This window comes from Candidatus Eremiobacterota bacterium, assembly GCA_031082125.1.
Classification (GTDB): Bacteria; Vulcanimicrobiota; CADAWZ01; order CADAWZ01; family Ess09-12; genus Ess09-12.
Genome location: JAVHLM010000004.1, coordinates 194,472 through 217,488 on the forward strand (window position 1 = coordinate 194,472; position 23,017 = coordinate 217,488).

At 55.1% G+C, this 23,017-nt stretch carries 19 protein-coding genes; 12 read left to right on the forward strand and 7 right to left on the reverse strand.

The genetic code is table 11. From position 1 onward, the window contains the following. Positions 1-18: 18 nt before the first annotated feature. The 3 genes from RDV48_06500 to RDV48_06510 all read left to right on the forward strand — a co-directional run bounded on the left by RDV48_06500 (position 19) and on the right by RDV48_06510 (position 4,556). Positions 19-2,415: a S9 family peptidase gene (locus tag RDV48_06500; GenBank protein MDQ7822429.1), complete on the forward strand. Its 2,397-nt coding sequence runs from the start codon at positions 19-21 to the stop codon at positions 2,413-2,415. A gap of 13 nt (positions 2,416-2,428) precedes the next feature. Continuing rightward, positions 2,429-3,433, forward strand: coding sequence for a D-cysteine desulfhydrase family protein (locus RDV48_06505; protein ID MDQ7822430.1), 1,005 nt, complete (start codon positions 2,429-2,431; stop codon positions 3,431-3,433). Between the two features lie 73 nt (positions 3,434-3,506). Beyond that, the gene (locus RDV48_06510) at positions 3,507-4,556 is read left to right on the forward strand and encodes an RNA polymerase sigma factor RpoD/SigA (protein MDQ7822431.1); all 1,050 of its coding nucleotides are present in this window, start codon (positions 3,507-3,509) and stop codon (positions 4,554-4,556) included. Positions 4,557-4,558: 2 nt separating this feature from the next. On the opposite strand, the gene RDV48_06515 is transcribed toward RDV48_06510, so the two are convergent. Next, entirely contained in the window at positions 4,559-5,650 is a 1,092-nt protein-coding gene (locus RDV48_06515) for a hypothetical protein (protein MDQ7822432.1), read from the reverse strand. A gap of 125 nt (positions 5,651-5,775) precedes the next feature. On the opposite strand from RDV48_06515, the gene RDV48_06520 reads away from it, so the two are divergent. The 7 genes from RDV48_06520 to RDV48_06550 all read left to right on the forward strand — a co-directional run bounded on the left by RDV48_06520 (position 5,776) and on the right by RDV48_06550 (position 12,459). Beyond that, on the forward strand, positions 5,776-6,405 hold the full coding sequence (locus tag RDV48_06520; protein MDQ7822433.1) for a Maf family protein: 630 nt from the start codon (positions 5,776-5,778) through the stop codon (positions 6,403-6,405). After that, complete coding sequence (locus RDV48_06525; GenBank protein MDQ7822434.1) at positions 6,398-7,456, forward strand: rod shape-determining protein; 1,059 nt, start codon at positions 6,398-6,400, stop codon at positions 7,454-7,456. The genes RDV48_06520 and RDV48_06525 overlap by 8 nt, the downstream gene beginning before the upstream one ends. Positions 7,457-7,511: 55 nt before the next feature. After that, complete coding sequence (gene mreC, locus RDV48_06530; protein ID MDQ7822435.1) at positions 7,512-8,321, forward strand: rod shape-determining protein MreC; 810 nt, start codon at positions 7,512-7,514, stop codon at positions 8,319-8,321. Beyond that, positions 8,318-8,818 carry a rod shape-determining protein MreD gene (gene mreD, locus RDV48_06535; GenBank protein ID MDQ7822436.1) on the forward strand — a complete coding sequence of 167 codons (501 nt, stop codon included), beginning with the start codon at positions 8,318-8,320 and terminating at the stop codon, positions 8,816-8,818. The genes mreC and mreD overlap by 4 nt, the downstream gene beginning before the upstream one ends. A 70-nt stretch (positions 8,819-8,888) precedes the next feature. After that, positions 8,889-10,694: a penicillin-binding protein 2 gene (gene mrdA / locus RDV48_06540; protein ID MDQ7822437.1), complete on the forward strand. Its 1,806-nt coding sequence runs from the start codon at positions 8,889-8,891 to the stop codon at positions 10,692-10,694. Between the two features lie 31 nt (positions 10,695-10,725). Further along, positions 10,726-12,000: a tyrosine--tRNA ligase gene (gene tyrS, locus RDV48_06545; GenBank protein ID MDQ7822438.1), complete on the forward strand. Its 1,275-nt coding sequence runs from the start codon at positions 10,726-10,728 to the stop codon at positions 11,998-12,000. Beyond that, positions 12,001-12,459: a hypothetical protein gene (locus RDV48_06550; GenBank protein ID MDQ7822439.1), complete on the forward strand. Its 459-nt coding sequence runs from the start codon at positions 12,001-12,003 to the stop codon at positions 12,457-12,459. A gap of 3 nt (positions 12,460-12,462) precedes the next feature. On the opposite strand, the gene RDV48_06555 is transcribed toward RDV48_06550, so the two are convergent. The 3 genes from RDV48_06555 to RDV48_06565 form a co-directional block, all read right to left on the reverse strand. Next, positions 12,463-13,407, reverse strand: coding sequence for a M48 family metalloprotease (locus RDV48_06555; GenBank protein ID MDQ7822440.1), 945 nt, complete (start codon positions 13,405-13,407; stop codon positions 12,463-12,465). 1 nt (position 13,408) lies between these two features. Then, complete coding sequence (locus RDV48_06560) at positions 13,409-15,496, reverse strand: PQQ-binding-like beta-propeller repeat protein (protein ID MDQ7822441.1); 2,088 nt, start codon at positions 15,494-15,496, stop codon at positions 13,409-13,411. 90 nt (positions 15,497-15,586) lie between these two features. Continuing rightward, on the reverse strand, positions 15,587-17,956 hold the full coding sequence (locus RDV48_06565) for an FGGY family carbohydrate kinase (protein MDQ7822442.1): 2,370 nt from the start codon (positions 17,954-17,956) through the stop codon (positions 15,587-15,589). 119 nt (positions 17,957-18,075) lie between these two features. Here RDV48_06565 and RDV48_06570 point away from each other — a divergent pair, with 119 nt between their 5' ends. After that, on the forward strand, positions 18,076-18,522 hold the full coding sequence (locus RDV48_06570; GenBank protein ID MDQ7822443.1) for an FKBP-type peptidyl-prolyl cis-trans isomerase: 447 nt from the start codon (positions 18,076-18,078) through the stop codon (positions 18,520-18,522). A 67-nt stretch (positions 18,523-18,589) separates the two neighbouring features. Here RDV48_06570 and RDV48_06575 read toward each other — a convergent pair whose 3' ends face one another. Genes RDV48_06575 through RDV48_06585 form a run of 3 tightly spaced genes read right to left on the reverse strand, consistent with a single transcriptional unit; the run spans position 18,590 to position 21,667 of the window. Continuing rightward, a complete protein-coding gene (locus tag RDV48_06575) occupies positions 18,590-19,954 on the reverse strand; it encodes a phosphomannomutase (GenBank protein ID MDQ7822444.1) in 1,365 nt (454 codons plus the stop codon). Between the two features lie 6 nt (positions 19,955-19,960). Then, positions 19,961-21,214, reverse strand: coding sequence for a DUF1015 family protein (locus RDV48_06580; protein MDQ7822445.1), 1,254 nt, complete (start codon positions 21,212-21,214; stop codon positions 19,961-19,963). 12 nt (positions 21,215-21,226) lie between these two features. Beyond that, the gene (locus RDV48_06585) at positions 21,227-21,667 is read right to left on the reverse strand and encodes a hypothetical protein (protein ID MDQ7822446.1); all 441 of its coding nucleotides are present in this window, start codon (positions 21,665-21,667) and stop codon (positions 21,227-21,229) included. A gap of 340 nt (positions 21,668-22,007) precedes the next feature. Here RDV48_06585 and RDV48_06590 point away from each other — a divergent pair, with 340 nt between their 5' ends. Continuing rightward, positions 22,008-22,742 carry a hypothetical protein gene (locus tag RDV48_06590; protein MDQ7822447.1) on the forward strand — a complete coding sequence of 245 codons (735 nt, stop codon included), beginning with the start codon at positions 22,008-22,010 and terminating at the stop codon, positions 22,740-22,742. The last annotated feature ends 275 nt before the right edge of the window (positions 22,743-23,017 follow it).

The following is a 23,017-nucleotide window of genomic DNA, read 5'->3' on the forward strand; positions in this document are numbered from 1 at the left end:
AAATAAAAGGAGAGATATATGGCAAGAAAGCTTGTTCTGATCCTTTTGCTGGCGCTCTCAGTCCATGGATCCGCAGGGGCCTCCGGGAAAGTCAGGGGCTTTACCATCAGGGACCTTCTCTCGGTGAGATCCATAAGGGAAGTGGCCCTTCCCAGGCAGGGCGTCTCAGTCGCCTTCTCTGTCGAGACGGCTGACTTCTCAAAAAGTGAGTACCGATCGACAGTCCATGTCATTGAAAATGGCCGGGTCATCGAGGTGCTGCCCCCGGAGTCCTCAGCCTCCAGGCCCCTGTGGTCGTCCCGGGGAGACCGGCTTGCCTGCCTCTCCGAAGCCGATGGCGATGATGGTGAAGTGGTGGACCAGGTATGGCTCCTCAGGCGGGAAGGCTGGCGGGCAGAAAAGCTCACAAGCGAGTCCTGCGGTGTCAAGTCCTTTGACTGGTCCCCTGAAGGCTCGTCGATAGCCTATCTTGCCGAGACTCCCCCCTCGCCGGCGAGGGAGCTGTACAGGAAAGACCGGACCGATGAGAAATATGACGGCGTCGAGGTGGACAAGAACCGCCCGGGAATATCCCTCTGCCTGCAGGACGTGAAGGGGGGGGAAGCCAAGGTGCTTTACCATGGCGGTGCCGGCCTGGAAGAGGTGGCCTTCTCGCCTGACGGATCCTTGATAGCATTCACCGACAATGGGACGGGCGATCCCGACGACGAGGCCAGAAGAGATATTTTCGTGATCTCCCGGAGAGGCGGGGCTCCGAGAAAAGTCGCGGAGCGCCAGGGCAGGGAATTCGGAATATGCTGGTCTCCTGACAGCAGGGCCATCGCCTTCATTGGCTACAGCGATCCTGACCATGACTATTCCAGGAACGACATCTTCACCGCCGCCCTTGCCGACGGCGCCGTGAAAAATATAAGCGGGCCCCATGACATCGGCGTTAACTCCTTCTGCTGGCCCGCAGGCGGCACTGCGCTCTATTTCACAGGAGACCGGGGGCTCTCATCACCACTTTACCGCATTGATGCCTCCACAGGCGCCTTGACCATGCTTACGGAACAAGGAGCTGAATACGGCCCCTTTGCCGTGAGCAGCGATGGATCTTTTCTAGTGTATGGGAAAGAGGATTCAAGCCGTCTGCCCGAGCTTTATCAAAAGGACGGCAAAGGGGAGAAGGCCCTCACTTCCCTTAATGGTGAGCTGATGAAGGCCCGCTTCGCCGCCCAGGAGCCTTTCCGCTGGAAGAGCAGGGACGGCAGGGAGATAGAAGGCGTCCTTGTCAAGCCTCTCGCCTATGATAAGGGGAAGGCCTGCCCCCTCATAGTGATGGTTCACGGCGGCCCTTACGGGAGAGCCGTCAATACCCTCAGGGACAGGGAATACCAGCCTTTCGCCGAGGCGGGCTACATGGTCTTCGCCCCCAATTACCGGGGCAGCGCCGGCTACGGCAAGGAATTTGCCACCGAGATAAGGGGAAATCTCATGGCCCTGGAATTTGACGACGTCTTGAGCGGTATCGATGCCCTCGTGGCGGCGGGACTGGCTGACGGCGAAAGAATAGGGATAACGGGCGGGAGCTACGGCGGCTACATGACAAACTGGGCGCTCTCGCAGAGCCCGCGGTTCAAGGCGGGCGTGTCGCTCTACGGAATATTCAGCCTCATCGGTGACATGAGCAACTCCAGCATCCCCTCCTTTGAGCATGATTATATCGGCAAGTGGTACTGGGAGTCAATGGAGCCCTATCTGAAATGCTCCCCCATCTCCTATGTGCAGAATATCAGGGCCCCTCTCCTGATACTCCATGGCGATGATGATACCAACACGTTCATCTCAAACTCCAAGGAGCTTTATACAGCCCTCAAGAAGCTTGGAAGAACAGTGGAGTTTGTCCACTACCCCCGTGAAGGCCACGGCTTCGAGGAGCCCAACCACCTCATTGATGCCTTTGAGCGCAGCCTTGAATGGTTTGACCGCTACCTCCCGGGAAACCAGCGCCATTATCGCACAGGAAGCTCCCTGCGGCATGGGGGGAAGATCCTCACCATCACGGCGGCAAAGAAAATTGACCAGTATAGCGGCACCAGGCCCTCGGGGGTCTTTGCAGAGTTCAAGGCCATCATAGAAAACGAGGTGCCCGGGCCCTTCCAGATGTCTGCCACCATCGCTCCCGATGCATCAAGCGACATATCCCTGGTGGCGGAGGGAAAAAGATACTATCCATGCGGGATACCCCAGCACGTAATGGGCGAGAGCCTTCTGGTGAGGGGAGGAGCCCTGCGGGTGGCCTATGGGAAAAATGAGAAGGAGGCCCGGGGAGCCTTCCCCCTCACCTTCACTTTCGATATCCCCCCGGGAACCGACAGGGGAGAGCTCTTTATCGAGGGCTTTCCTCCCCTGGTCATCACTATTGATCAATGAGAAGAGGTGCACCATGGATTTTCCTTTCCCTGAAAAAATCACTCTCGCAAGGACTCCCACCCCCATAGAGGAGTTCAAGTACCCGGTGCTCCCGGGGGAGCACCTCAAGCTTTACGTGAAGCGCGATGATCTCACCGAGTGCGCCGCTACGGGGAACAAGGCCAGGAAGCTTGAGTACCTCGCTGCCGCTGCCCTGAAGGAAAAGGCCGACACCCTCGTCACGTGCGGCGGAGTCCAGTCGAATCATGCAAGGGCCACAGCCTTCTTCGCGGCAAGGCTCGGCCTCAAGTGCGTGCTTGTCCTGCGCGGCGAGGAGCCTGCTGAAATTGACGGCAACCTCCTGCTGGACAGGCTCCTTGGCGCCTCGATCATCTATATCAGCCGCAGCCAGTGGAGCGAACGGATGTCACTGATGGAAGAGATCGGCGCTTCACTTGCCAGAAAGGGCCGGAAGGCCTTCATCATCCCTGAAGGGGCCTCAAACGCGCTGGGATCCGTCGGCTATATCGAGGCTGCAAGGGAAATCTCCCGGCAATGTGCCGGCGAGCAGAAGGAATTTGATTATATTGTCTGCGCCACAGGGTCGGGCGGCACTCAGGCAGGCCTCATAATGGGCTGCAGGCTCTACCTCCCCCGCACGGGCGTCGTGGGCTTCAATGTCTGCGATGACGCGGAATACTTCCAGAACAGGATCACTTCCCTCATAAGCGAGACAGAAAGCCTTTATGGTGTCCCCTTCAACGTAAGGCCGGAGGATATCTCCATCATAGATGGCTACGTGGGGAGAGGCTATGCAATCAACACAGGCGAGGAGCTCGATCTGATAGGAGACGTGGCCCGCTCCACCGGATTGCTTCTCGACCCTGTCTATAACGGGAAGTCTTTCTACGGGCTCCTGAAGGAAGCTCAGAAAGGGAGGTTCACCAGGGGCTCATCGATCCTTTTCCTGCACAGCGGGGGAATATTCGGGCTCTTCCCCAAGAAAGGGGAGTTCTCCTTCCTCTCATCCGGAAGTTGATTTTTGTTCCGGGAGGATCATACCACGGTCTGATGCACTTTCCCTTGCCAGAGGGTATGATGAAGGTGAGGTGATGCAGGTGTTTGCACTTGAGACAGTTCAAGAAAAAGATTTTGATATCCCCCTCTTATATGCACCCAAGGCCAAGCCTGACCTCCTGAGAAGCGCTCCGGCCGAAGTGCAGGCGCCTCCCCCCCTGCAAAAGAAAGGGAAGGGCTTTACTGGAGAGGTAAACACCCTCACTTCCTATCTCAAGGATGTCTATCAGCACAATCTCCTCACAAAAGAGAGAGAGGAAATGCTGGCCCGCCGTATCGCCGAAGGCGACGAAAGAGCCAAGGAGGCCATGGTCCAATCCAACCTCAGGCTTGTCATCAACATTGCAAAGAAATACATCAATTCCGGCATGAGCTTCCAGGACCTCATCCAGGAGGGAAACATAGGGCTTATGGAGGCAGCGGAAAAGTTCGACTACAGGAAAGGCTGCCGTTTCGCCACCTATGCCACCTGGTGGATCCGCCAGTCCATACTGAGGGCCATTGCAAACCAGTCGCGCCTCATCAGGCTCCCCGTCCACATTCTTGAAATCTACAGAAAGTACCAGAAGATCGTGAACGAGAGCATCAAGGAGAGAGGCGAAGCCCCCACCATTGAAGAGGTGAGCCTGGTGCTCTTCCCTGTCTTTCCAGAGAATATAAGGAAAAAGCTCTCAAGGTCCCTGGGCACCTGCCTCCCCCTCAATGACAGGAGGGTCAGGGCCAAGGTCAAGGAGCATGAAAAGGAGTCATGCCAGAAGCTCATGGAAATCATAAGCATTGCCCATGAGCCCATCTCCCTTGAGGCGCCTGTCGGCGACGAGGAGACATGCATAGGCGACCTTCTCCCGGCCCAGGCCTGCAAGGCGCCGGAATTCACCAACAGGGAAGTGGGGGAGATTTTCAGCAAGATCTCCTCAAGGGAGAGAAAGATCCTGGCCCTCCGTTACGGCTTTGCTGACGGCGTGGCGAGGACCCTCCAGGAGATAAGCCAGGAGTTCGGCATCAGCAAGGAGCGGGTACGCCAGAAAGAGGACGATGCCATAAAGAAGCTGAGGAAGCTCCTGGAGAGAAAAGACTGGATGTAGTCTTACTCGTAATAGTCTTTCTGCTTTTTCAATGCCTGCTTCAGCAGGTCTGCAGGAAACACACCGGGCTCAAGAATCTTCTCCTTCCACTTTATCTCCTGCCTGTCCAGCAGAAGGGCCTCGGTGAATCCTGTCGCCGCGTGGACCAGTGAGGTGCGCGTCGATTTCAGCCTCGAGAGCTCAAAGGATGTCTTGTTCCTCACGAAGCGGTAGTCTCGAAAATTCTTCACTTTCCTCATTGAAGGCAGGGGCTTATAGGGCGCGAGGGAGAGAGCCCTGGCGAATTCCACTTCGGTATACTTTGCAAGGCCTTCATACCATTCCGACCAGTTCTCAAAGAGGCAGAAGTCTGTGCCCGTGTCCTCGTGGAGCTCTTTCTGCCTCAGGGCCCTTATCTTGAAGAAATTCACGAGATGCTCCCTGGCTGCGGCGGCATCCCTGGCGAGGTAGGCCTGGCGGAGCTCGTCGCCTTCGATCTCCATGAGCCTGGAGTTGGTGAAGTCAAGATAGGGATATATTTTCCGGAAGGCCTGGGGATCGAACTGGCTGTCAGGCACCTTGCCTTCAAGAGATCCCGCCGCCAGGAAAAGGTGAAAATACTGCTGCAGAATGGTAAAAAGGTAATCTTCAGCAATTTTGTAAAGAGGGGATTTCAGGTAAGTCTTTTCAAAAATCTCTTTTGACGAGATATAGAGGGCTGGTTTACCTTCAATCCTGTTCACCGTGAGGGTAAACTCCTGGGGAAAGTCCCTTTTCTTGTAATATATTGGTTTCCCTGCGCACCTGTCCCCGGAAAAGAGCTGGTAGCCCTGGGGGGCCGCCTGATCACCAAAAAAGAACTCGTAATGGGGAGTGATGATATTGACGCGGGGCGAGATGCCCCCGAAACCCTTCCAGATATTGTCTCCGAACTCTTTCAGGAGCTGAAATGATTCCAGAAAGCATGCAAGGCACTCGCTGGAGAGCTCTTTTCCCGGGGGAGGAAGGGGTGTTCCCTGCTCCCCTGCGGCACAGAAGCTCACCGCGATGAGGACAAGGATACAAGCCGATAAAATCCTCTTACAGAGGGATGGTGCCTTCAACTGATCCTCCACGATTTCTCATTCCATTGCCCTGAATCATTCCTATAGAGAGTTCTGAACGGCAGCGTGACTTCCTTCTTGGCAAAGTGAAGGGTCTGTGCTATAATTACAAAAAATTGACCGCGGCAGGGGACGCGATGAATATTGTGCTTGCCTCTTCATCTCCGCGCAGAAGTGAGCTTCTCGCCACGATAGGCCTCTCTTTCAAGGTCCTGGAGCCCAATGCCCGTGAAGTGGGCGATGCTCCCGGCAGCGCTCCTCTTTCGCTCTCGCCGAAGGAGATTGCCAAGACCAATGCGCTGCTGAAAGCAAGAAAAGTGTCGCCCATGGTCAATGGCGATGCCGTGATAGTAGGCGCCGACACCATCGTGGTGCTGCAGGGAGAGCTGCTTGGCAAGCCCCGGAGCTGCAGGGAGGCCTGCCAGATGCTCACAAGGCTTTCAGGGAAGACCCACAAGGTGATCACCGGCGTGGCTGTTCTCAACACCCACACAGGGAAAGAGGTACTGGGCTCCGAAGAGACGGACGTCACCTTCAGAAGGCTCTCGGCAAAGGAGATTGAGGGATATGTTGCCAGCGGGGAGCCGCTGGATAAGGCAGGGGCATACGGCATCCAGGGAAAGGGCGCCCTTCTTGTGCAAAGGGTCAAGGGATGCTATTTTAACGTCGTGGGCCTTCCCCTTGTGAGGATGGTCAGGCTTATGAGAGCGTCAGGCTTTCATTTCAGCCTGGAGGGGGAAGGCTGGAGGGGGGGCATTGATGAATAATATCACCATGGATACCATAATGAGCCGGTTTTCTGCCGACGTGGGAATCGATCTCGGCACCGCCACGACCTGCGTGGTAGCGAGGGGGACGGGGGTGAAGCTCTGCGAGCCCTCATACGTGGCCTATGATATCAAGAAGAAAAAGATTATCGCCATAGGCCGCGACGCGAAGGTAATGTTCGGCCGCCACCACGGCAACATACAGATCATCCGCCCAATCAAGGACGGCGTCATAGGGAACTTTGAGATGGCCTCGCTCTTCATAGAGTTTCTGATGAGGCGTATAAAGAACTACGGCTTCCTGAGGCCCCGCGTGATGCTGGGAGTGCCTGCCGACATCTCTGAAGTGGAGCGCCGGGCCGTCCAGGAGGCAATCCGCATCGCAGGCGCAAGAACGGTGTACCTCGTAGAGCAGCCTATCGCCGCTGCCATCGGGGCTGATGTGCCGATCATGGAATCTTACGGGTGCGTGGTCCTTGACCTTGGCGCCGCCTCGTCGAAAGTCTCTGTCATATCCCTTGGCGGGATAGTGATGAGCAGGTCCACGCCCTTTGCCAGCGAGAAGATGGACGAAGCCATCCAGACCATGGTGAGGAAAAAATTCAATCTCCTCATCGGGGACAATACCTCTGAGGACCTGAAAGTGAATATTGGCGCCGCCCTTCAGCTTGACGAGCCAATCAAGGTCACTGTCAAGGGCCGCGACCTTACCAGCGGCCTTCCGCGGGCAATCTACATCAACAGTGACGATATAAACGAGTGCCTGATAGAATCCATCAGGAGCATCGTGGATCTCGTCAAGAACTGCATCGAGTTCACACCACCCGAGCTCATGGGTGACATCATAGACAAAGGCGTGGTGATGACAGGGGGAGGAGCGATGCTGCAGGGCCTTGATGTCCTGCTGACTCATGCACTGAAATTGAAGTGCCGCGTGCCGCCTGAACCTGCCTTCTGCGTTGCCCGCGGGATAGAGAGGATTTTCAAGGATCAGCGTCTGATGAATGCCATATTCAAGCAAAAGAAAGGCAAGATCAGCCGCCAGGGATAGCATGCACGGTCAGTGCGCCATGAACAGATAAGATCACCGGTCCCGGAAGAAAGCTATGAACAATCATTCCAGGAACATCAGGCTTCTGCTCTTTGCCGTCATATTCTCCCTCGTGCTTATGGCACTCCAGTTTATTATCGGCGGCGAGGAGGCTTTTCCACGCCGCTTTGCCGCAGTGGTGACGAAGCCCCTTGACGGGGTGATGAACGCTTCAGGGAGCGGCATCCATGATTTTTTTGAGACCATCTCCCATATATCCACCCTTAAAAAGGAGAACGAGGCCCTCAAGGAGTCCGCCATACAGATGAAGGCCGAGCTTGAGCAGGTGAAGGCTTTCAGGGAGGAAAACGTGGAGCTCCGCCAGCTTCTGGACCTCAGGAAGGAATGGAAAGACGGAGGAATCCCTGCAGAGATCACGGGAAGAGATGCTACAAACTGGTTTGATCGCTGCGAGATTAACAAGGGAAAGAAGGACGGCATCGCCAAGAACATGATGGTAATTGTGCCTGAAGGCCTGGCAGGGCAGGTGACGGCTGTTTTTGAAGGATCGGCCACGATCCGGACCATTCTCAATCCAAGAAGCGCCGTACCTGTGTATGTAGTGGAGTCAGGGGCATTTGGCGTGCTCTATGGAGACGGGTCTGAGTACTGTACAGTCAAGTACATCAGAAACATCACTTTCACCGGGGAGGGGAACCTTGTCATGACCTCGGGGCTTGGAGATATCTACCCCGAAGGAGTTCTTGTGGGGAAAACAACCAAGGTACAAGGCTCCGTTGACGGGCTCTCCAATTTTGCCAAGGTGAAGCCTTTTGTGAACACCGATTCAATCAGGCAGGTCCTGGTAGTGCGGGGGAAATCATGACCAGAAGGCGCACTTACCTGATCCTTGCCATCGTGCTTTTTTTCTCCCTGTTCCAGGCTTCATTTCTCCATTATTTTCCCCTCTGGGGCGTCAGGCCTGACCTGGTGCTTATCCTGGTCGCCATGCTCGGCCTCTTCAACGGCCTCGCGGACGGGGTGGCTTTCGGCCTCGCGGCTGGCTTCATTATGAGCCTCGTATCAACAGGCACTGCCGGCGTTTTCTGCCTTGCCTACAGCCTCACGGCCTATCTTTCAGCGCTGGTAAAGGAGAAGATTCATCCTGACTATTACTTTGTGCCGGCCGCAGTGGCTGCAGGGGCCACGGTGCTCTCCACAGTGCTCTTTGTGACGTCGGGAGCCCTGCTGAGGCATGGGAAAAACATTGATCATATCAAAGAAATCATTGTGCCGCTCATTGTCATGAACGTAGTGCTCTCGATTCCCATGGGCTTTCTTGTGCGCACCCGCGCGATCTCGACAAGAGCGTCCTTTGAATAGAAAAAAGTGCCTGCGGCCCGGTTTCCCCGCGGCATGATGCTTATATTGAAGAGAATGGAACGGGAAGACCATGGAAAGCCAGATTGACAGAAAAAAATTTCTTTTCCTGCGGCTCTTTGTAGTGGCGGGATTGCTTATCATCCTGGCGCGCCTCATCTACATGCAGGTCCACAAGGGAGCCCTTTATGATCAGAGGGCCGAGGAGAACATGGTCCGCTCCATACCCATACCCGCCGACCGGGGCACCATATTGGACCGTAAGGGAGCCATACTGGCGCAGAACAGCATGCACTTCAACGTGACGCTCCTCTGCTTTGAGCTCCAGAATCCTTCGGCAGTGCTTCAGAAAATCTCTGAAAAAATCTCTCTCTCGAAAGATGAAATAAGGGAAATCCTCAAAAAAGTGCAGATAACCCCCCTTGAACCCATCATGGTCAAGGAGGCAGTAAATTACCGCACTTTTTCAAGACTTGCCGAGATCCAGGGCGACTGCCCGGGCCTCTCAATGGAAATGAAGCCTCTCCGAAATTATCCGGGAAAGCTCCTGGCAGGCCATATCATCGGCCACATAGGTGAAATAAGCACCGGAGAGCTTGAGGAGCTAGAGCCCATGGGCTACCAGATAGGCGACACCATCGGGAAGGACGGCCTCGAAAAGCAGTATGACAGGACCTTGAGAGGTATCAAGGGCGCCCGCCGGGTCCTGGTAAACGTGGAAGGCAGAATGGTGAGAACTGTGGGGGAGATAGTGCCCGTTACGGGAAGCTCCCTGGTCCTCACCCTGGACCGTGATCTGCAGAAGGTAAGCGAAAAGGCCCTCAGTGATGCCGTCCTGGCAGTGCAGAGAAAAAACGGCGAGCCGTCGGGCGGTGCTGTCGTGGTGCTCTCTGCAACAACAGGGGAAGTGCTGAGCATGGCAAGCTTCCCGGGCTATGATCCCAACCTTTTTGCCCGGGGGCTCACGCAGAAGGAGTATTCGCTGCTGATGGAGGACCGCTCATGCCCCCTCCTCAACAGGCCTGTCCACAGCGCCTATCCCTGTGCCTCCACCTATAAAATGATAACGGGTTCGGCGGCGCTCGAGGAGGGCCTGGCGACGGCGCACTCAGGATTCTCCTGCCGCGGCTCATATGATGTGAGCGGCTCCATATTCAACTGCTTCGTGAGAAGCGGCCACGGCAGCATTGGCTTCGTGGACGCCATAGCCCATTCCTGCGACGTGGTCTTCTATATGCTGGCAGATCGCATGAAGATTGAAAAATTCCTGGCCTATTCAAGGGAGTTCGGCATAGGCTCCCTTACGGGAGTTGATCTCCCCGGAGAGAACCCGGGCCTTCTCCCGTCGCCTGAATGGAAGAAAAGGGTTTTCCACGAGGAGTGGTATGCCGGTGACACGATTAATCTCTCCATAGGCCAAGGATATGTCGGGGTAACTCCCCTTCAGATTGCGGTAGTGACGGCAGCAGTTGCCAACGGGGGGACGATATTCAGGCCCTATCTCGTGAAGCGCATTATCACCTCCGGAGGAAAGCTTGAAAAAGAGGAGAGTCCCTCAGCAGTGCGAAAAGTCCCTGTTTCCCAGGCCCATCTCGCCGTGATCAGGGAAGGGATGAGAGGAGCCGTGCGCTATGGAACTGCCACTTCGGCAAACTCTCCCGTTGTCGAGATATCAGGGAAGACAGGGACCGCCGAAAACTTTCCCACCCAGGACAACCCCCGCGGGAGAAACCACGTGTGGTTCACTTCCTTTGCGCCCTATGGGAAGCCTGAGATTGTGGTGACGGTCTTTATTGAGAAATCAGGGGGATTTGGCGGTGAATGGTGCGGTCCCGTGGCAAGAAAAATCATGGAAGCCTATTTTACAGGAAAAAAGTGAGGCCAAAGTAGGAAAGAAATGAGGTGCGAGAATGGAACATATCATCGAAGAACTGAGGTGGAGAGGCTTCATAGAGCAGGTATCAAGCGAAGAGCTTGAGAGGCTCCTTGCCTCGGAAAAGCTTACCTGCTATGCGGGCTTTGATCCTTCGGCATCAAGCCTCCACGTGGGCAATCTCCTGGTCATCATGATTCTCTCCCATTTCCAGCGGCATGGCCACCGGCCAATTGCCCTCATAGGCGGCGCCACGGGCATGATCGGCGATCCAAGCGGAAAGTCCAAGGAGCGCAACCTTCTCACCGAGGAGGACGTGGCACAGAACGCATCGTGCATAAAGGGGCAGCTCGCCCGCTTCATTGAGTTCGGCAGTGGCGGCAGGGACGCCCTCCTCGTCAATAATGGGGACTGGCTCATTCCGTACCGGTTCATCCACTTCCTGAGGGATATCGGCAAGCATTTCCGCATCGGCGACATGCTCGCCAAGGAAAGCGTCCGCAACAGGATGGACAGGGAGGAGGGGATTTCTTACACCGAGTTCAGCTACATGATAATGCAGGCCTACGATTTTCTCCACCTTTTCGACTCCCACGGGTGCCTTCTCCAGGTGGGAGGTAATGACCAGTGGGGGAACATCACGGCAGGAATCGAGCTGATCAGGAGGCTCAGGGCCGCCCAGGCCTACGGCCTCACGGCTCCTCTGATGACCACCTCGACAGGCCAGAAGCTTGGCAAAACCGAGGAGGGCTCCGTGTGGCTCGATCCCTCCCGCACGTCGCCTTACCAGTTCTACCAGTACTGGGTACGGTGCGATGACCGGGACGTGATAAAATACCTCAGCCTCTTTACCTATCTCGGCAGGGAGGAGATCGCCTCCATGGCGGAATCGCTCAGGGACAACCCGGAGAAGAGGGAGGCTCAGAAAAGGCTTGCTTTTGAGGTCACAAGCCTTGTGCACAGCCCCGGCGATGCGCAGAAAGCCCTTCAGGCCTCCCAGGTACTCTATGGAGAGGAAATCAGGGGCCTCTCCGACAGAGACCTTGAGGATATCTTTTCCGAAGTGCCCTCAACCTTGAAGAACCTTGCCGGCCTTGAAGCAGGGATAAAGCTGGTGGAGCTCCTCTGCGATACAGGCCTCACGCCGTCAAAAGGCGCCGCGCGGAAGCTCATCTCGCAGGGCGGTGCCTATCTGAACAACAGGAGGGAGGATTCTGTCGATCGCCTCATTGACACCCGCGATCTTGCCTCGGAGCACACCATGGTGCTCAGAAGCGGCAAGAAAAACTATCACCTTGTGAGATTTCATTAGATGGCGGCCCGGAGTACTGCCGCCCTGCTGATATTACTTCTCGCATGCTGCTCGCCATGTGGAGCCGGTGAGGACGGGGAGCGGGACATCTTTTTCGCCCCGGATCCTGCTCATAACCTCGTGGTGGTCACATGGAGAGCCCCCCATGATTTCGTTAATGTCGCCTGCATCAAGGAAACATACTGTGATGCGGATCTTGACGGCTCCATCGGCAGCTCGCCCGATGATTTTTTCTGCAGGGAGATAGTACGCGAGGATGGCACCTATATGAAACATCTCTACAGAAGGGACTCTTCAAGGGTTTTCGCCCTTTACCCCGACCAGAGAACGGTAAAGAAAAGCTATGACTTCAGCGCTCCTTCAGGTGACGGTGACTGGCAGAGCGCCCTTGCCGCAAAAAACCGTGCCCTCTCCATTGCAAACGAGGAATACAACGAAATCCTCACCAGGGCGCGCTGATACTCAGGGCTCGCTTTCCAGGACATTATCCCAGATATTCTTCACGTTCCTTATCCTGGTGACCGACGTGGGATGAGTCCTGTTCGCCTGGGTATCGCTTCCAGTCATCCGCTCCAGAAGCCCTGCGAAAAGAAGCCAGTGGGTGAAGCCGTTCCTGCTGTAGCCTGCTGCTTTCAGAAGGCGCGCCGCATAAGTGTCAGCTTCAAGCTCCTTGGAGTATGACAGGTTGTAATTCAGGTAGTTGTTGATATAGCTGTTGAGGACCCGGGGGTCCACCTTACCCTGGTTATACATCCAGAGCATCTGCTGGGTCTTGATCTTCTCCTTCACATGATCAAGGAAGGCATGGCTTGCCTCGTGGGCCATCACGGCTGCCGCCATCTCTTCAAAGAGCGAGTTGGCCTCCTTCTTCTGCTCCTCTGTGAGGGCGCCGCAGGAAGGGAGGCCGAAGGGATTCTCGATATTCTGGTAATTCCCGGCGAGCATGCCGAACTGGTGGGCCATTCCCACGCGCAGCACCGTGGCGGCAAGCTGCACGGAATACTCGTTGTCAATGGTGCCATAGAAGGCGATGCCCTCAGCGAGCTTCCTGAGGGTGTCAAGAAGCAGGGAGTCAAATACCACGATACGGTGAAAAGACACGGCATTGAAGCCCAGGGAGCTCACGAAGACGGTGAAATAAACTTCCTTGCCGTAATTCTGGAATATCTCGGGGCCCTTTTCATTGAATTTTGTCGATATGGCGCCGAGGAGCGTATTGTACCGGTAGTCGGCAGGATAATACATGGCGAACTGGGCCAGGACCATCTGGTCCTGCCAGTTGAGGAATTGCTCGGTATAGTCTCCGCCCGGCTGGCCGTACTGGGCAGAGACCGGCGTCACGCAGAGGACAAAGACAAGGACAATGATGACGACAGGCAGGAGCCTCTTCGGTGCCGCCTGGTGCATATCAGCCTCCTTTCACAAGAGCAAGGATTTTTCCGCTTGACAGGCTCACATAGAGCGAGTCATTATAGACAAGGGGGACGCAGTTTATCTTCTCGCCGAGGTAACAGCTGTTCAGGACAGCCCCCGTCGCCACCTCTATTGTCAGGACCGAGTGCTCAGGGTTAACGGCATAGACGTGCTCGTCGGTGACGGTAAAAAGGCTTTCAAATCCGGGCTTGAAAGTGACACTCCATACAGGAGTCCCGTCGCCGCGCTGGAAGGCTGCAATGTCACCCCCCGTGGAAGCAGCAATCACCAGGTCACCGATGACGCGGGGACTCTGGGATATCGAGCCCTTCAGGATACTCTCCCACAGAATCTCCCCGTCTTCGGCGTTGAAGGCGAAGAGGTTCCCCTTGGTGTTCCCTGAAAAGATGACTCCCCCGTACATCGAGGGCGCCGCCGTAATCGAGGCCTTGGTGTTCTGCTGCCAGGCGATGGTCCTGTCTTCAATGGTGATGGCCACCATTGACCCTGTGAGCGTGGGAATATAAATATTAGCATCATCGAAGACGCAGGTGGAGATCACCTTGGCATTCACGTTCTCCATTGAAATAGGCTTCCCGTCATCAGGGTTGATGAACATGAGAAACCCGTCGTATGAGATGGAGCATATGGCGTCATTGACATAGTTCGGAGAGCTCAGCACCATGCTTTTCGTGCGGAACTCCCACCGCTTCGAAAGCTCGGGCAGCTTCACGGCAAGCTGTGTCGATGAGGAACATATATAGAGGCTCGTATCGATAATGATGGGCGCGACAGGGTTGATGTTGAGGTTTTCTTTCCTTATCACCCTGCCCGTGCCATAGTCAAGGGAGCAGAGGATGCCCTTGTCAGAAAGGGGGAGGAGCTCATCCTCACATGGGGTAAGAAAATACTGGGAGCTCGGTGGAACTGCCGTGCTCCATTTTATGGCCAGAGGCGGTGAAGGGCCTCTCCCGAAGCTGTTGGTTCTCCTCTTGTTTCCCAGGAAATGGCGCCATGCAAATCCGCTCTCCCTGCCTTCGGCCTCTTCTTCATCTGAGGCTGCGGAAGGCTCCTCGGAGGGGAGCAGTCTCTCCAGGTCGGCCTTCACCTCTTCGGCAGTCTGGTAAAAGGGAACCTTCCTCATGTTCAGAAGCTGCTCTATGATCTGCGAAAACTCCTCGCTGAGGTCATTTCTCTTTATATGGAGCGGCACATAGGGCTCACCGCCGGTGAGATCGATGCCGGTGGCAAGGTAATAAAGGCATTCCCCGAGAGAGCAGAGATCGTCAAGGGGGGAGGAGAGGCGCTCATTTATTTTCCCCGTGGCCTCGGGCTCGAACTGGTCAGGAATGCCCAGCATCCGGTAAAAGTAGGGGAGCCCCAGGTGTACGTAAATGATTGAGAAATCATCTTTCTTGACTACCAGGGAATAGGGTTTCAGGTTACCGCAGTATACTGGCTCGGGCTCCTGGCTGTGAAGGTGCGAGAGGAGATCGCTGAGATCATAGGCCCACCTTATGATCTGGCTCTCTGGAATATGCTCGCCCTTTATTATGAGGAAATCCTGAATGATCTTCTCAATGAGCTTTGCATCAGCCCAGGTAAAAATGAGATAGAGATACTCATCTTCGATAAAATACTCAAGGAGCGGATTCATGTTCGGATGCGAGAGGGCTGAAAATCTCTCGGAGAGCTCGGTGAGTCCCTCCTTGAGACTCTGGGAAGGGTCGCGGTCCCTGAGAATGAAATCCCTCAGCACAAAGAGGCTGCCGGGGTTCCTGCGGTCGGTGACCATGCAGACGGTGCCATGAGGAGAGCTGTAGAGAGGCTCAATGATGTGAAACCTCTTTGCTACCAAGGGGCCTTCCCCTTCCTCCTGGTCCTCCTCAGGTGAAGGCTCTTCCTCGCCCTCACCACTTTCCTCCCTGTGTTCCGCAGCCTTTGCCTCTTCCTCATCAAGGGACTCGATATTGTCAATCTCGCTGAGCTCGTCATCCTTGCCTGCGAAATCATGGAAGCAGAAAGGACAGAACTTGAAGTCCCTGTCAACCTTTTTGCCGCAGTTCTCACAGGTGTCTTTCATGGGCGTCTCCTGCTGTACTGTCCTTATTGTATGAAATATGGAGAAGAATGTCAATTAAAATAAGCAACAGGAGATGGCAGGTGCGGTGGGCTACACGGGCTTCGCGGGGGGAGGGGGCTGGAATCCCTTAGCCCGCGGAGGAGGGACGCCGCCGCTTCTTTTTTGCGGCGTATAGGCACGGGGCACAGGAGGCTTCTGTTCCATGGGCGTCTGATAGTCTTCGGCAGGCTGGCTCTCCTCTTCCGGCGGAGGTGCCTCGCTGTAAGGTTGTGCCTGGGGAAACGCCGGTGACTGGATGAATGGCGGAGGCTCCACGGGATTGGTAAGCGTTTTCTTGGCCGGCGGAGGAGGAGGTGGGGCAGGCCTCGCAGGAGGAGGAGGCGGAGCAGCAGGCCTTGCAGGAGGAGGAGGCGGAGCAGCAGGCCTTGCAGGAGGAGGAGGCGGAGCAGCAGGCCTCGCAGGAGGAGGAGGCGGGGCAGCGGGTCTCGCAGGAGGAGCAGCAGCGGGCGAGGGAGGAGGAGCTGCAGCAGGGCGCACTCCCGGCCGGGGCGGCGGGGCGGCGGGCGGTGGGGCAGTCTGCTGCGGCGGGGGTGGAGGAGCCCCTGCCGGCTGAGCCTGAGCCTGAGGCCCTGCAGGCGGCGGAACTCCTGCTGGCGGAGCCTGGGGAGCTGGCCCCTGGGGAGAGAGCTTCGTGGAAGTGGGTGGCATGGGAGGCGGCGGGGGTGGGGGAGGAGGCGCGACAATCTTTTCCGGGGCGATGTCAGGCAGTTTGTACACGGGAAGGGACTCAAGCTTTATCCTTTCGGCAAGGCTTAAATCGACAGGCAGCCTCTCCATTGGAGAAAGAGTGTCTATCACAGGCCATGCAGCCTGCTGAGGCTGGAAGCGCAGGCTCACCTTGTCCTCTTCATCAAGGGACTGAGCCATTCTCTGAGAAGGCTTCCTGTAAAAATCAAGGTAATCGCTATCCTTCCTGGCGGTCTGGCTGAGAAACTCAAGGGTTTTTTCCACAGCACTCTTCCAACGGCAATACTTTTCCTTGATGACCTCCGAGAGGGCTTTCTGGGGAGTGAGGGTCTTGAAGCCCGAAGCCTTCAAAAGCTGCTCCTCGCCGAGAGAGAGCCCCAGAGCCCTTTTTACTACGGCAGCCGTGCCAAGAGCTGTTCCCTCATGCATAGTGGCAACTTCCAGGGGCCTCTCGAAGAGATCGCAGAGATGCTGGGAGAAGAAGTTCCAGTGAAACCCTCCGCCGGTGAGCCGTATCCTGTCCCTTGTGCTCGCAATCTCCTGCATGATCTCGAAAATACTGTAAATGGAAAAGGAGATGCCCTCCATCAGGGCATAGAGGATGTCAAAGGGTGAGTGGGTAAAGTTGAGGCCTGTGAAGGTCCCCGACAGGTGGGGGTTCCAGAAGGGCGTCCTCTCCCCCCAGAAGAAGGGAAAGCATATGATCTCGCCGGGCTTCTTGAAGCGTTTTGCCATCTCCTTTTCAAGGATGGCGGGCTCGAGGCCTCCGGGGAAGAACTGCTGCACGAACCAGCGCACCACGCCGCTGCCGTTGCTTGTGGTGCCTCCCCATACATAGTTGTCAGCATCGAGAAGGTGGTACCACATTCTCTGCTCAGGATCAAAGATGGGATTGGCTCTTGACACGACCTGCAGGGAACCCGTAAAGCCCAGATTGATGCAAAGGTCCTGGATCTTCATGCTGAGGGTCCCCAGGCTCGCGAGTGCCGAATCACTGGCACCTATCACCATCGGGATGGAGCTATAGATACCGCATTTTTTCGCATATTCCTCGGGGAACACACCAATTACCTGGTAGGGAGATACAATGCGGGGAAGACGGGCCTCGCTTATCTCCAGCAGACGCAGCACCTCCCTGCTCCAGGCCTTTTCCTTGATATCCAGAAGGCCTGTGCCCGATGCTGTCGAGATATCCTCAATGAACTCATTGCAGAAAAGTGAGACCAGGTAGCTTTTCAGCGAAACAAACTTATACACATCGGTAAAAGTGCGGGCTTCACGCTCCCGGAGCCACAGGATCCTGCTCAGGGGAAAGGAGGGATGGAAGGGACAGCCGCTCTCCTGGTAGGTGTCCTTGAGCTTGGCGAGCAGGGGGCGGGCTTCAGAGCGCGTGAGAACTTTTTTGTCGCCCCACCAGGAGATGGCCGTGAGAGGCGTACCGTCTCTCTGGACGCCAAGAAAGGCATAGGGCGATGCCGCAAGGCCCATCCCCACAATGGACCCCTGCATCAGGTGCGCCTGGGCGACGCACCGCTTGATGCTCTCCAGGAAGATTGACAGGAGCTCATCGGGGTCCTGCTCTCCAAGGCATGCACCGAAGGTTTTCCTGGGGTATGCCACGGAGGAGGAAGCCACCGTCTTGTAATGCTCATCGAAGAGAAAAGATTTACAGCCGCCAGTCCCTATATCAACAGAGAGAATATATTTTTTCATTGACAGTCCTTGAAGAGATGGTCAATTCATTGTTCATCGCGGTGCTCCTTCATTCCTTCTCGGAAGGGATTTGACCCGGCGAAACGAATCTATTCTCAGAAGATGAAAGGAGGAATCATATGAAGACAAAACTTGCAGTGATCATCGTCACTATTCTGGTCGCAGCTTCTCTCGTTGCCCTGGCAAACATTGAAGCAGAGGGAGGAAACAAAGTGGTCAAGACAGCATCAGGCCTTCAGTATGAGGACGTTGTCGTGGGGAAGGGAGCTTCTCCCAGGACAGGCGATCTCGTCGTCGTCCATTACACGGGGACTCTCACCGATGGACAGAAATTTGACAGCAGCGTTGACAGGGGACAGCCTTTCGAGTTCAGGATAGGCATGGGCAACGTGATAAAAGGATGGGACGAGGGTGTGGCCTCGATGAAGGTAGGGGGAAAGAGAAAGCTCACCATCCCCAGCAGCCTCGCTTACGGTGACAAGGGAATCACCTCGGGGGGCAAGGTGATCATACCTGGCAAGGCCACACTGCTCTTTGACGTGGAGCTCCTTAACATAAAGAAATAGCCCACAGCAGACGGTAAAAGCAAAAAACTGCGGCAGACCTGATCTGGCGCAGTTTTTTTTGTTGGACTTATTGAACAGTCTTATCTTCCTTTCCCAGAAGGGCCAGAAGCTCCGTGGTCTTTGCCGCGAGGAGTGTCCTGTCGCCCCTTGTCTCCACGTTGAGGCGCAGAAGCGGCTCGGTATTTGAGGGGCGCACATTGAAGCGCCAGCGGTCAAATTCTATGCTCAGCCCGTCCGTGTAATCGCGGATGCCCCCTATGAAGCGACTCTCCACGAGCCTGAGGGCATCTCCGGGATTTTCCACTGTCATATTAATCTCCCCTGACACGGGATACTGCTCCTTCATCTCGTGGATGAGCGATGAGAGGGGCTTCCCCTCTTTTGAGAGAAGCGAGAGGACCAGCAGGAAGGGGATCATGCCGCTGTCACAGAAAAAATTATCCCGGAAATAATGGTGGGCGGACATCTCCCCGCCATAAAGGGCATTTTCTTTCCGCATCCGCTCTTTGATAAAGGCATGGCCTGTCTTGGAGAGCACGGGAGTTCCTCCTGCGCCTTTCACGATGCTGACGGTATTCCAGGTGAGCCTGGGGTCATGGATGATCTTCTCGCCGGGGTGGGCCATGAGCATTGCTTTCGCCAGGAGGCCCACGATATAATACCCCTCGATAAACTCACCCTTTTCATCGAAGAAGAAGCAGCGGTCATAGTCGCCGTCCCAGGCCACTCCCAGGTCAGCTCCGGCACTCAGCACCGCGCGGGAGGTATCAAGCCTGTTCTCAGGGAGCAGGGGGTTGGGAACGCCATGGGGGAAGGACCCGTCAGGAGTGAAATGAAGCCTTACCATCTCCACGGGGAGACGGTCCGCAAGGCGCTCCACCAGGGGGCCTGCACAACCGTTGCCCCCGTTGGCCACCACCTTGAGGGGCCTGATGGCTGTCACGTCGATGAAGCCTAGGAGGTGCGAAATGAAGGCTTCCGTGATATCCCTCTGTTCATGGGAGCCCCTTCTCTCCGGCGGGGGAGGGAAGGCATTTTCCGCCACAAGGCTCTCGAGATCCCGCAGGCCGCTGTCACCGCTCACAGGGATTGAGTGCTCCCTCACAAGCTTGATGCCGTTGTATTCAGGAGGGTTATGGCTCGCCGTTATCATGATCCCTCCGCCCAGGGCAAGGTGGGGCACGGCGAAATAGACCATCTCGGTGCCGCAGATGCCTATGTCACAGACATCCACGCCCGAGTCCTGAAAGCCCCTTGAGAGAGCGAGGGCAAGCGCAGGGCTTGAAAGCCTTATGTCTCTTCCCAGAGCGACGCTTCCGGGACTGAAAAGGGCGGCGAATCCCCTGCCCAGACGGTAGACCAGGTCCTCATTGAGATCCCGGGGAACCTGACCTCTTATATCATAAGCTTTGAAACAGGAGATGCGCTCCATGAGCCCTCAATTCTTCAGCATATGGATAGCAATGCCGTCCTTGAGCTTCGGCTCAAACCACGTGGATTTCGGCGGCATTATCTTGCCCGAGTCAGCGACGCCTATGAGATCCTCTATGGAGGTGGGGTAAAGGGAAAAGGCCACCTTGAATTTCCCTGATTCAACCAGTCTTTTCAGCTCGCCGGTGCCCCTTATCCCGCCGATGAAATCAATGTTCTTGTCCTCCCGGGGCTCCTTGATGCCAAGCAGAGGCGACAGAACCGTATTCTGCAGGATCGAGACATCGAGTGACAGCACGGGATCGCTCTCGTCCACCTGCCCGGCCGTAAGGAGGTATCCTTTGCCGTTGAGGTACATGCCGAACTGGTGGCGTTTCTCAGGAGAAGGCAGGTCCGGACCCATCTCCATGACCTCAAAGAGCTCTGTAATTTTCTTCAGAAAATCATCGGCGCTGTGATTGTTGAGAGTTTTCACCACCCTGTTATAAGCCATGATATTCATCTGATCATGGGGGAAAATGACCACGAGAAAGAAGTTGTATTCCTCCTTGCCTGTATGGGAGGCATTCTCCACCTTCATGATCTCCCTCACCCTGCAGGCAGAGGCACTCCTGTGATGGCCGTCGGCGACGTACATCACGGGGATTTTTTCAAATTGCCTGATTATCGCATTGATGTCCTTCTCCCTGTCAATGACCCACACGATATGGTGTATACCATCATCACTGGTAAAGTCGTACTCGGGTTTTCCTTTTTCCAGCTCACCCAGGAGCCTGTCAAGGGCCTCCCGCGATTTATAGGTGAGAAAGACGGGTCCGGTGTTTGCCTGGGTGATATAGACGTGCTTGGTCCTGTCATCTTCCTTGTCTTTTCTCGTGAGCTCATGCTTCTTTATAAGATCACTCTGATATTCATCAACGGAAGCGCAGGCCACAAGACCGAGCTGGGTATGCTCTCTCCCTTCGAGAGGCATAATCTGGCGGTAAAGATAAAAGCAGTCATTGGAATCCTGGGTGAGAATATTTTCCCTGAGAAACTTCTGGAGATTCTCCTTTCCTTTCTCATAGACGCGCTCATCATAGTGATCAATCCTCGGCTCCAGGTCTATCTCTGGCTTCGTCACGTGAAGGAGCGACATGTCATTCCCTTCTGCCATTGCCCTCGCTTCCTCTGAGCTGATCACATCATAGGGGGGGCATGCCACTTTGATCACATTGTCTTTTCTGGGGCGCACTGCACGGAAAGGTTTGACTACCGCCATTTCTATCACTCCTTACTTCTTTTTCTTCTTTCTGAATGCCGGATCATTTGCTTCTCCAAGATAATCGGGACCGCGCTTGTAAATTGTCTTGAGCATATGTTCAAGTGATTTTCTCGAGAGATCCTGAGTCCTCGCCATGTTGCCCATGGAGCCCACCTCGTAATAGTCATATCCCTCGTCATCGAAGATAATGCGGAGAATATACTCGTAAGGTCCGGAATAAAGCTTCCATTGAAAGTGGGCGATATCGGCAAAAACCTCGTAATTTCTGTCGCCGTCCGTGCAGCCCCATGTAGCCATTCCCAGGGAATCCAGCATCTCATTCACCATAGGCTGGATTTCCTTGTACTTCTGTTCCCTTCTGATGCGGACAATCTTCTGGTGCTGCTCGAGCCCCATCTGCTCAGACTCTTTCACCCTCCGCGCCTTGTGAAGATCCTCCAGAAACGACATTGTCATCACCCCTTAATGCTGCTGTGGATGCCTGGCCTTCCTGCCGGTCATTCTTTGTGCTCTTCCCGGCGTGAGCTGCTGATCCTATATTCTCCCTTTCCTGGCCCAACTCCTATCTTGACGTGAACACGAATAAGGGGACAGACACTTTTTAAACAGTATACCGGGCTTCGATGAGGAAAAGGCGTCAGTCCCCGATCAAGATATTAACATCTTGTTCACCATCTGTCAAAATAACTGGAGAAAAGTGTTACAGCGCAGTAACATTTTAAGGTTTTTTTCAAGACCCTTTCACCTATTTTTAACCCCCCGTCGTGAAATGGCAGTGAAGCAAGAGGAGGTGAAAAAAGTGATTTCGAACTACGGGGGAATGTCTGGATACACCGTATACAAAACAAATGACTCTGGCACGGTGAGCATAAACCAGGGTGAGATGAAGGGCTCCATGGAGCCCGTGGCAGCGCCGTCACCCTCATCCAGGAACATCCAGAGCGCCCCCACAATCAGAGACACTTTTGAGCCTTCAGCGAGTTCTTCCCAGAAGGACGGCAACCACGAGGAACTCAGAAGCATCAGGAAGATTCTTGAAGAGATCAGCTCAAAACTCTCCCATGCTCCCGAAGCACAGAACAGGATGGGCAGCCAGCGCGAGTCAGCGCCCCAGAATAAAATATCAGGCAGCAGACCTGTGTCCAATACGATGCTCCCGCCCATCTATAACAACAACTACCAGTACAATAATCCTCATTATGGATTCCCCGCCGCCAATAAGAGCCAGGATCAGACAGACGGTCAGTATAACGTGATGCAGGCCTGCAAGAACCTTCATCAGTGGGCAAGGACCGAATACAACCAGACCGAGGGATTTGATACCACCTATTCACCGCAGGAACTGCGCGACAGGATCTCAATCCTGGGAGAGATTGAGAATCAGATCAACTCCGTGGCGCCTTCAACGGCTCCTCCCGTGCAGGGGTCCTCAAAGTTCAATGAAAAGAACCTCACGGTCTATAAGGCGATGAAAAAAGATCCCGACAGGATAACGAGAAGAACTTATTTCGAGGCCACGATATAATACCAGGCCCACAAGCTCCGCAATTATCAACCTATCGAGGAGCCGCACATCTCTTTGATCCCTATGCAGGGAGAGAAAAGAAACGCGCCTGCCTCATATCGTTTTTGCACCGCTTCTTTTCCCACGGCGATCTCCGTGAGAGACTATTTATTTTCGCTTGACAGGGACGCGCTCTTTCAATTTCTCCCAGGAGGGAAATCGACAGGGGAATAAAGAGAAAATCCGCGAAAAAGAGGTCTTTGCGCCCTCAAGGCCCGTCACGACCGATCACTGGT